Origin of the sequence: Nodosilinea nodulosa PCC 7104 (assembly GCF_000309385.1) — a bacterium.
In the GTDB taxonomy this organism is placed as follows: Bacteria; Cyanobacteriota; Cyanobacteriia; order Phormidesmidales; family Phormidesmidaceae; genus Nodosilinea; species Nodosilinea nodulosa.
In genome coordinates this window covers 226,800-237,035 of sequence record NZ_JH976538.1, presented here as the reverse complement: position 1 = coordinate 237,035, position 10,236 = coordinate 226,800, and the positions used below count along the sequence as shown (strand labels likewise).

The following is a 10,236-nucleotide window of genomic DNA, read 5'->3' as shown; positions in this document are numbered from 1 at the left end:
CCTGCCATCTCGAGACTGACCATTATTTGGGCGGATGGGGGCTTTGATGGCCCTGCTTTCATGATGTGGGTGATGGATACCTGTCGTTGGATTCTCCAAGTCGTGCTGCGACCTCAACAAACTAAAGGGTTCGTGCTGCTCAAGAAACGCTGGGTGGTGGAGCGTACCCTCGGTTGGCTGATGGGGTGCCGACGTTTGGTGCGAGATTATGAACTGCTACCCGAAACCTCAGAGACCCTCATCTACCTGGCCATGATCCGTATTATGGTCAGGCGGTTGGCATAATTTTTGACCCCTCAGATCTTTTAAAACGTCCTCTGACCAAATTAGGCAATTTTCACTAAACTGGTTCACCTCCCAATTTGGTGATGCCGGGAGTGGTATTAATCGCTCTTTTATAGAAAAGCTTTACCTACCTCAAAATCAACAGACTGCGGAATTGGCTGTCACACCCATTTTATTGAGCCTGATATGCTGGATTTATTCTGATTCAGGGGATTTTCCCGAGAAAAGACATAAGCTATACGAGCATGGCCTTGATTTGCTCTTGGGCACATGGGATGAACGCAGAGGAATAGATAGGGAAGCAAAAAATCAGATCTATAAATCTCTAAGCAAAACAAAAAAGAAAAGTCTACTAAATTTTATTGCATTCAGCAAATTTCAAGAAAAACAGAGATTGCTTTTTGATCTTGATGAAATTTGTGCAATAATAGCTCAATTTTTAGACATCGATTTTGAAGACGCTCATGAGGTTCTCAGTGATATTGAATCCCAACATGGAATTATCATAGAAAGGGCACAAGAAATTTATTCTTTTTCTCACCTCACCTTCCAGGAATTTTTTGCAGCAAAGTCAATTATAGAAAAATTCTCTTCAGACTCTCAACACATCTTCTATCAACACTTTGGAGATCGAGACTGGCGAGAAGTTTTCCTTCTTGTATTCAGCATGCTGAAAAAACCTGATGAATTACTGATGTCGCTCAAGGAGGCAATTGATAGTCAAATTTTAAACGATCTTAAACTGAGAGGCCTATTAGCATATTTATGCCGAAGTGAATCTCAGGATCAGGGAATCAGAAAAGGAGGTATTTTAAGACTAAACTATCTTGACTTGCTGTTTGGAACCATATTGAACTTTCAAAGCATATATGATACTGGCTTTTCGCTAAGTCAATCGCTTGCCGACCATCCAGACAAAGCTTTTAGCTTGGATTATGGGTTGCTAAACTCCCTTGACCTTGCCTTTGTAAGAATTAGAGAAAAGCTCCCAGGAAGCTCTGGTTTTCAGGTGGGAAAAGAATTCATCTCGTCTTTGGAAAAGCTGAAGAGTCTACTACCCCAACCTGACAAAGATTTTTTAGGATGGTGGCATGATAATGGACATGACTGGAACCAGAATTTAAAAGAAACATTAGATAAACACATGGGGATGAGTCAATATTGGCAATTAACTCATCAACAAAAAGATATAATATCAACATGCCTTTATTCTAGCCAGCTTTTATTGAATTGCATTAAGATTTCTGACTTCGTTAGTCCTAAAGTACAAGCAATAATCGAAGACAATCTATTAGATTTTTAACTCATAGAAGATTGGTTTGACTCGAAATATTAATGTGTTTGCAACTACTCACTAGCGTTAATTTTGACTGACATATATGAGCCAAAGACATAACCGTTATCGAGGTGTTATTCTGACTCCGCAAGGGCTACAGCGGTTGGAGAACGCTATTGCCATGGCACAGGAGCAAGAAAAATTTGGCTCACGGTTCACCCAGGCAGAACTATCGGAGCGGGCAAAGCTCAGCATTAAGACGATTAAGAAAATCCGGGAAGGTAAAATTCCTACCGATGAAACCTCTGTGCGAGCGTTATTCAATGCGTTTGGATTGGAAAACCTAGAACCGGCTGATTATGGCCAACCCGAGCCAAGCCCATCTACTCCTGAAACCCATCTTCCAAGCGACAATTCTTCCTCAACGCTCAAAATTGATTGGGGTGAGAAACCCGACACAGCCCTTTTCTTTGGCCGCACCGAAGAATTGGCCACCCTCAATCAATGGGTGCAGGGTGACCAATGTCGATTGATCACACTATTGGGCATGGGTGGCATTGGCAAAACCTCCCTAGCGGCAAAACTGGCGAACCAGATCTATGATCGCTTCGACTATGTGATCTGGCGCAGCCTGCGAGAAGCCCCACCCCTGGATGAAATCTTGGTGCGGCTGATTCAGTTCCTCTCTGACCAGCAAGAGACCGAAATCAACCTGCCGACCCGGTTGGGAGAGCGCATCATTCGCTTGCTACACTACCTGCGCGAGCATCGCTGCTTGGTGGTGCTCGACAACCTGGAATCGATCTTGCAGGCCGAAACAGCGGGCCATTACCGAGATGGCTATGAGAGCTATGGCGAACTCATTCAACGCATCGGCAGCACTGAGCACCAAAGCTGCTTGCTGCTCACCAGCCGAGAATGCCCCCGAGAGTTGGCCCCCCTGGCGGGTGACCTGACGCCGGTTCGCCTGTGGTCAGTCGGCAGCATTGACACCGAGGCTGGGCGAGAAATTCTAAAAACTAAGGGTTTGGCCCTGGATGAGGCTTATGTCCAGGGCCAAGAGCTGATTCGCCGCTGTAGTGGCAACCCCCAGGCGTTGCATCTGGTGGCAACGGCCATTCAGCGAGAGTTTTTGGGCGACGTAGATGACTTTTTGCAGGAGCAAGTGACGGCGGTTGAAGATGTGCGGAGCCTACTAGACCAGCACCTGAGCCGACTGGCCCCCCTGGAGCGATCCGTGTTGTTTTGGCTGGCCATTAACCGCGAACCCGTTGGCCTAGATGAATTGATGGAAGACCTGCTGCCGCCGGTTACTAAGCAGGAGGTGAGGGGAGCGTTAAGGGGGTTGAGCGATCGGCACTTGGTAGAAACGGTAGGCAAACAGTTCACCCTGCAAAACGTAATCATGGAATTTGCCACTGATCAATTTGTAGGGCAGGTCAGGAGAGAACTAGAAACTCAAGAATTTGACCTATTTCATACTCACGCCCTGATTCAAGCTACAGCTAAAGAATATGTGCGAGAAACTCAAGTCCGCCTTATCCTCAAGCCCATTACAGCCAGCATTGTCAACTTAGCCCAGCAAGTCAACGATTCTTTGCAAACAATTCGCCAACATCCTGGCTGGGATGGGGGCTATGCCCCTGGAAATCTATTAAATCTGCTGTGTCAATTTAAATCGGAGGAGCAGCAATTTGACTTCTCGCAACTCACCCTCAGACAAGCTTACCTAAAGGGAGTGCAACTGCATGAGTTTAACTTAGCCAACACCCAATGGGTTAAACCAGCTCTGACTCATCCATTTGGGTTCGTAAGTGCAGTTGTTTACAGTCCCGACGGGCAATGGCTGGCTACAGGCAGCTATGATGCCACGATTCGGTTATGGCAGGTAAGTACAGGCCAGTGCCACTCAACCCTGGCAGGGCATACCAGTTGGATTAACTCGGCTGTGTTTAGTCCTGATGGGCAATGGCTAGCGACGGGCAGTGATGATGCTACGATTCAACTATGGCAAGTGAGTACAGGTCAGTGCCAAAAGATCTTGACCGGGCACACTGGCTGGGTCAGCTCGGTTGTGTTTAGCCCCGATGGGCAGCGGCTGGCGACGGGCAGCGATGATGCCACGATTCGGTTGTGGCAGGTGAGTACGGGCCAATGCCAAAAGATCTTGACCGGGCATACAATCAGTGTCAGGTCGGTTGTATTTAGTCCCGATGGGGAATGGCTAGCTTCAGGTAGCGATGATGCCACGATTCGACTGTGGCAGGTGAGCACGGGCCAATGCCAAAAGACATTGACCGGGCACACTGACTGGGTAAGGTCGGTTGTGTTTAGCCCTGATGGGCAATGGTTAGCGACGGGTAGCGATGATGCCACGATTCGACTGTGGCAGGTGAGCACGGGCCAATGCCACAAGACCTTGACCGGACATACAAACTGGGTTAACTCGGTTGTGTTTAGTCCCGATGGGCAATGGCTAGCTTCAGGCAGCGATGATGCCACGATTCGGCTGTGGCAGGTGAGTACGGGCCAATGCCACAAGACCTTAATAGGGCATACCAACTGGGTTAGCTCGGTTATGTTTAGTCCCGATGGGCAATGGCTAGCTTCAGGCAGCTCTGATGCCACGATTCGGCTGTGGCAGGTGAGTACGGGCCAATGCCACAAGACCTTAATAGGGCATACCAACTGGGTTGGCTCGGTTATGTTTAGTCCCGATGGGCAATGGCTAGCTTCAGGCAGCGATGATGCCATGATTCGGTTGTGGCAGGTGAGCACGGGCCAATGCCACAAGACCTTGACCGGGCATACCCACTGGGTCAAATCGGTTGTATTTAGTCCCGATGGGCAATGGCTAGCTTCAGGTAGTGGTGATACGACTATCCGGTTGTGGCAGGTGAGCACGGGCCAATGCCACAAGACCTTGACCGGGCATACCAATTGGGTCAAGTCGGTTGTATTTAGTCCCGATGGGCAATGGCTAGCTTCAGGCGGCGATGATGCCACGATTCGACTGTGGCAGGTGAGTACGGGCCAATGCCACAAGACCTTAACAGGGCATACCAACTGGGTTAACTCGATTGTATTTAGTCCTGATGGACAATGGCTGGCGACGGGCAGCAATGATGCCACGATTCGGTTGTGGCAGGTGAGTACAGGCCAGTGCCACAAGACCTTGACAGAGCATACTAGGTGGGTTGACTCGGTTGTATTTAGTCCCGATGGACAATGGCTGGCGACGGGCGGCGATGATGCCACGATTCAATTGTGGCAGGTGAGTACAGACCAGTGCCACAAGACTTTGACCGGGCATACCGCCAGGGTCAGGTCAGTTGTGTTTAGTCCCGATGGGCAATGGCTGGCGACGGGCAGCGATGATGAGACTATTCGGCTGTGGCAGGTTAGTACAGGCCAATGCCAAATGACATTGACAGGCCATACCAACAGGCTCAGATCGCTTGCTTACAGTCCCGATGGGCAACGTCTGGCGACGGGCAGCGATGATGAGACTATTCGGCTGTGGCAAGCGAGCACGGGCCGATGCCTGGCAGTGTGGCAGATTCCTCGTCCCTATGAAGGCAGCAACATTACTGGGGCGCGAGGTCTAACCAAAGCCCAACGTGCTTCGTTACTAGCTTTGGGTGCCGTTGATTCCGCTTTAGAGCCAGCACCTTGCTCATAATGCACACAAGTCTTGTTTCAAGGCACCTCTATATTCTTGTTTTGGCATTGCTGAATAGCGGTATGATTTTGCAAAAAAATAAATGAGCTTCTAATACCTAGAGAGATTGGTTCATACCTGAAATAAGCAACGCCCTTGTTTTTGATTTCAGGCTTAGTGCCAGAGGACCAACTTCAGCAGCCGGTTCCCTTGCGTTGAGGGCAGGAAGCTGACAAGCCGCAGGGCACTATTTTCTTGTTCGCTGCTTTTTGGGGTAGCTCAACAAACCCTGCCGATAGACCTCGATCGCCCGCATATGGGCATTCGGGTTATCCCGATTGTTTAGCAAATCCTGAATCAGCTCGGGGGCAAGACGCTTGCGCGATGATAGCCAGGAGATTTTCGCCGCACAGTACTAAGCTTAGACAGCGAGAGTGGGAGCAGCCGCTTCTTGCCCCATTTGTAGAATGTCTTTTGTCATTGTTTGGGAGGCCACATTCGCGATGCCCCCTCTGGGGCGGCTACGCCAACGCTCTGCCAGTCTTCTGTAGTGAATATCTGAGCGAGCATGGCGATCGCTTCAGCCCGAATCACCTTCTGATCGTTGGGTGACGCCTGCTCTCCCTCTGCCAACAGCATCTCAATCCAGGCCGTCTGTTCGGGGGTGAGATACCTCAGATGATCGTATAAGCATCTTTGTGCCTCCATATAGACAGCCTCTAGACTCCGCCCGAGCTGCCACGACTCTAACCACCCCTTCAACTCCGGCAACAAGATGGATAGCACTCGCACATACCACCGCTGCCGCTGCAAAGCTTCCGGCGAAGCATCCTTGAGTAACTCCACATAAGGCTGTAGACCCAGACCAGCCTCAACCGGCCCTTCCTCACTGGCGTGATCCGCATCTGCTTCCCGAACCCAAGCCTCGTCATTGAGCAAGTCCATCAAGTTGCCCGTTTTTCTCAGTTGCTCAGCCAGGATTGCATCATTCATAAGCGATTGGATGAGTTAGAGCGTTAAAGCGGCGTACTCGAAGCATACCAATCCGTCTGTGTCTGGGTCAGAGCCATAGTCCGGCATATCGTAACGTCGATAGAAGGCTTCCGCGCCCGGTAGCGCATGTAGACCGACGCGGCCACAATAACTCTCCCCCATGGCTCATCTCGGCGGGGAAACCAAGCTGAAAAGACCGCATCCAATGCAAGCTATGGATCCAATAAAGCAAGAGCATTGACCTCAAGGTCTGCCTTCCAGCGGTGAGTTTCTGGCCAGCATTGAGCAATTTTGGATCGAAAATGGATCGAAGACTTTTTCGCAAAGTCTATAATCCTTCAAGAACATAGATTTTAGAGTCCAGATATCTACCATCGCACCGCAGAGGTTAGGAGTTCGAATCTCCTATTCTCCATTCTCTCAACCCCATACAGGTCAAGGGTTGCATTACCGATGAGTAAAGTGATCCAGGGCTTGACTCAGTGCCTGTTGGAGACTTTTATGCCGTTTTATGCCGTTTGGTGAGAATTTGCCAGAAATTGGCCCAAAAGATCTCCTTGATCCATTCGAGCTAATCTCCGTAGGGCTTTCATCGCAGCCAATGCTGGCGGAGGCGATCGCGATCGCCTCTGTATTGGTGGTGCCTAGGAAAGGCTATTTTTTAATGGCCGCATTGCTGCTTTCGGGCACTAGGGCACAACAATAGTAGAAGTTGGCGTTTGCAGCACCCGAACCCGAGTCGTGCGGGAGGTCGTACCGGGGAGGCTAGTGCTGTTTCCCTGGCTTTCAGAGGTGCCGCTGTTGGGGCTGGTCATGGTGGGGCTGGTAGAGCCATTTGCAGGAGCGCTTGTAGAATTGCCCCCGATGCCATTGCCAGCGCCGTTCATTGAGTTGCCGGTTCCCTCGCTGGCAGGGTAGGCCGGACTGCCGCCGCTTGAGCCGCCTGGGGAACTGGTGGGAGCAGAGTTGCTGGGCGTCGCTGAAGACGTTCCCGAAGCAGGGGTGCTAACCCCGGTCGCGCCGGGAGAGTTGGCGGCTGGAGATCCGCCAGAGACTCCCGAACCTGCTCCTCCGCTCGCTTCGGTGGAGCCGGGTACAGTAGGGGGGCCAAGGATGGTGAAGCTTCTCACCGTTGGGGTTGAGCTGCCCTGGGGCTGGGCTCCGGTGCTGCCCGTTCCGGCGGCTTCTGCCTGGGGCGGCATCGGTGGGGGCGAGCTTTCGCTCTGACACAGATCGTCCAGGTTGACTACCTGACCGTCGGAATTGACCATGTAGCAATATCCCTGGGCCTGGCTAATAGCTGGCCACAGCACTGCGCCGGCTAACAAGCCAAGACCACCTCCGTAGCGTAAAAAATTAGATGGCTTAAATTTCATCTGCTTTTACCCCTTTCAGTGCAACTTACCTTCGACCCAAGGAGAAATTGAATTTAGGTCATCAGCCTATCAACAGTGCAGAAAATGGTACATCGCCCATAGGGCAGAGACATTCAACTCACACCGACGCCGACCTCGACCTGCAATAGATCGGGCCTCGCGGTAAGTTGTAGTGGCTATGTGCCTTTAGATCTCTGCTTACTGCAATGACACAATTCACGCTCTACGGTCCCGCCCTCAGCACCTACGTTCGCACCGTGCGGATGGTTCTGGCCGAGACAAACACGCCCTACGACCTCAAACCTGTCGATATCTTTAGCGATCGCGACCCCGCCTACCTGGCCAAAAACCCCTTTGGCAAAGTGCCCACCCTGGAAATAGACGGGGAAGCCCTTTACGAAACCTGCGCCATCGTTGAATACCTCGATACGGTGGCGGGCGATCGCGCCTTTACCCCCACCGATGCCATGGGCCAGGCCCGCATGCGTCAGATTATGGCGATCGTAGACAGCTACCTCTACGCCCCCGCCATTGGCACCATCACCATTCAGCGGCTGATTGTGCCCAGCCAGGGCGGCCAGCCCGACGAAGCCGCCGTTGCCGCCGCGACGCCCAAGGTCAAAACGGCCCTGGAGGCCATCGAGGCGATCGCCCCATGCAGCCCCTATCTGCTGGGTGAGGCCATTACCCTGGCCGACTTTTACCTGCTGCCAATCATGGTCTACCTGTCTAAGACCCCAGAACTGGCGGCGGCTACCAGCCAAACCCCTAAGCTCAAGGACTGGTGGGCCAGCCTCAGCCAGCGGCCCAGCCTGCTGGCGGTCATCGCCTAGGCCACCTTGGCCAACACCCCCGCTGCTCTCAGCCCGGTCAGCCTGCCCTGGCCAGTGCAGAACAGCACGGTTTTAACCTCCGCCATCAGCACCTCCACCAGGGCCGCCGCCGCCGCCTCCGACTCGCTGGCCGCCCGCAAAAACGGCATTGCCAGCCCGGCCAGGTCGGCCCCCAGGGCGATCGCCTTAGCCACATCCAGCCCGTGGCGCAGGCCCCCGGAGGCAATTAGCGGCAGCGCTGGGGCTATCTGCCGCGCCTGCACAATGCAGTCGGCGGTGGGCAGACCCCACTCGCCAAAGGTCTGCCCCAGCCGCCGCTGGTGGGCATCCATCGCCCGCTCGCTTTCCACTCGCGCCCAGGAGGTCCCGCCCGCTCCGGCCACGTCCACCGCCGCCACCCCAGCTGCCATCAGCCGCTGCGCCAGCGGGGCCGAAATGCCGTTGCCAACTTCCTTGACCACCACGGGCACCGGCAGCGCAGCGCAGAGCTGCTCAATTTTGGTCAGCAGCCCCTTGAAATTGGTGTCGCCGCCGGTCTGTACCGCCTCCTGAAGCGGGTTCAGGTGCAAAATTAGCGCGTCGGCCTCGAGCCTGTCCACCACCCGGCGGCAGTGGTCGAGGCCGTAGCCGTAGTTGAGCTGCACCGCCCCCAGATTGGCCAGCAGCAAAATGTCTGGGGCCACCGACCTGACCGCGAAGGTCTCCATCAGGGCCGGGTTTTCTACCCCCACCCGCTGGGAGCCTACCCCCATGGCCAGGCCGTAGCGCTGGGCAACGGCCGCCAGCCGCCGGTTGATCTGGAGGGCGTCCTCTGTGCCGCCCGTCATCGACGAAATTAGCAGCGGTGCCCCCAGGGCATGGCCCAAAAACGTCGTGCTCAGGTCCAGATCCTGGTAGTCTAGCTCCGGCAGGCAGCAGTGGGTAAATCGGTAGCGCTCCAGCCCGGTGGTAATCTGGGCGCACTCCACCGGCTCCTCTAGACAGATGCGCAGATGGTCGGCTTTGCGGGACTGGGTTTCGTGGGTTACGGGCAGTAAAGTCACGGGAATGATCGCCAAATCAACGCATCAATGCTCACCATGGTAGGGAAAAACTGGCCGATTTGCGGGGCGATCGCGCTGCCACCCATGCCGCCAGCCCTCTTTGCCGCTAGCTCTCTACGCCGCTGGCCAGGGCGCTAAGGCTCCGGCCCTACCCTTTCAGCAACTCTACCCCATCGCGCCCGTCCACATCCTGCACAAACACCTTCACCGACTCATCCTTGGCCGTGGGCAGCGATTTGCCCACAAAGTCAGGCCGAATGGGCAGCTCCCGGTGTCCCCGGTCGATCAGTACCGCCAGGCGAATGGCGCTGGGCCGCCCGTAGTCAATCACCGCGTTGAGGGCGGCGCGAATGGTGCGACCGCTAAAAAGTACGTCGTCAACCAGCACCACCACCTTGGCCGTAATATCAAAGGAAATGTCGGTGCGGGCCGGGGTGCGGGTGCTGATTTTATCGAGATCGTCTCGGTACAGGGTGATGTCAAGCGCCCCTACCGGCAGCGCTACCCCCTCCAGCCGCTGAATCTGCTGGGCCAGCAGGTGGGCCAGGGGCACCCCTCGGGTGTGAATGCCCAGCAGCACCAGGCTGCTCAAATCGCCGCCCTGTTCTACCACCTCCGAGGCCAGTCGATTGATGGTGCGGCGCATCTCCTCAGCCGACAAAATTTCGACGACGGTGCTGCTGGTGCTCATGGTCAGATCCTGACAGCGGTAAAGGATCACTATAGATCTTTCCCAGGGATTGATTCTAGGGGTGAGGGAGGGGGGGTG

General features: G+C 53.9%; 8 protein-coding genes. 4 read left to right on the top strand and 4 right to left on the bottom strand.

What is annotated here, in order from left to right; genetic code table 11:
• From LEPTO7104_RS36015 to LEPTO7104_RS0129270, 3 genes are all read left to right on the top strand, one after another.
• A partial coding sequence (locus LEPTO7104_RS36015; protein WP_155524082.1) for a transposase occupies positions 1-285 on the top strand: 285 nt, incomplete at its 5' end.
• A gap of 154 nt (positions 286-439) precedes the next feature.
• Positions 440-1,588, top strand: a complete 1,149-nt coding sequence (locus LEPTO7104_RS0129275; RefSeq protein ID WP_017302138.1) for an NACHT domain-containing protein — start codon at positions 440-442, stop codon at positions 1,586-1,588.
• 154 nt (positions 1,589-1,742) lie between these two features.
• Positions 1,743-5,243, top strand: coding sequence for an NB-ARC domain-containing protein (locus LEPTO7104_RS0129270; protein WP_225887120.1), 3,501 nt, complete (start codon positions 1,743-1,745; stop codon positions 5,241-5,243).
• Positions 5,244-5,699: 456 nt separating this feature from the next.
• Here the strand turns inward: LEPTO7104_RS0129270 and LEPTO7104_RS0129265 are convergent, their stop codons facing one another.
• Together LEPTO7104_RS0129265 and LEPTO7104_RS40710 are read right to left on the bottom strand one after the other, a co-directional pair.
• A complete protein-coding gene (locus LEPTO7104_RS0129265) occupies positions 5,700-6,215 on the bottom strand; it encodes a hypothetical protein (RefSeq protein WP_017302136.1) in 516 nt (171 codons plus the stop codon).
• 689 nt (positions 6,216-6,904) lie between these two features.
• On the bottom strand, positions 6,905-7,543 hold the full coding sequence (locus tag LEPTO7104_RS40710) for a hypothetical protein (RefSeq protein WP_225887119.1): 639 nt from the start codon (positions 7,541-7,543) through the stop codon (positions 6,905-6,907).
• Positions 7,544-7,797: 254 nt separating this feature from the next.
• Here LEPTO7104_RS40710 and LEPTO7104_RS0129250 point away from each other — a divergent pair, with 254 nt between their 5' ends.
• Positions 7,798-8,424 carry a glutathione S-transferase family protein gene (locus LEPTO7104_RS0129250; protein WP_017302133.1) on the top strand — a complete coding sequence of 209 codons (627 nt, stop codon included), beginning with the start codon at positions 7,798-7,800 and terminating at the stop codon, positions 8,422-8,424.
• Here the strand turns inward: LEPTO7104_RS0129250 and fni are convergent.
• Together fni and pyrR are read right to left on the bottom strand one after the other, a co-directional pair.
• Positions 8,421-9,473, bottom strand: coding sequence for a type 2 isopentenyl-diphosphate Delta-isomerase (gene fni, locus LEPTO7104_RS0129245; RefSeq protein WP_422879862.1), 1,053 nt, complete (start codon positions 9,471-9,473; stop codon positions 8,421-8,423). The genes LEPTO7104_RS0129250 and fni overlap by 4 nt on opposite strands.
• A gap of 142 nt (positions 9,474-9,615) precedes the next feature.
• Positions 9,616-10,158 (bottom strand): bifunctional pyr operon transcriptional regulator/uracil phosphoribosyltransferase PyrR, encoded by a 543-nt coding sequence (gene pyrR, locus LEPTO7104_RS0129240; protein ID WP_017302131.1) that lies wholly within the window; start codon positions 10,156-10,158, stop codon positions 9,616-9,618.
• Positions 10,159-10,236 lie beyond the last annotated feature (78 nt).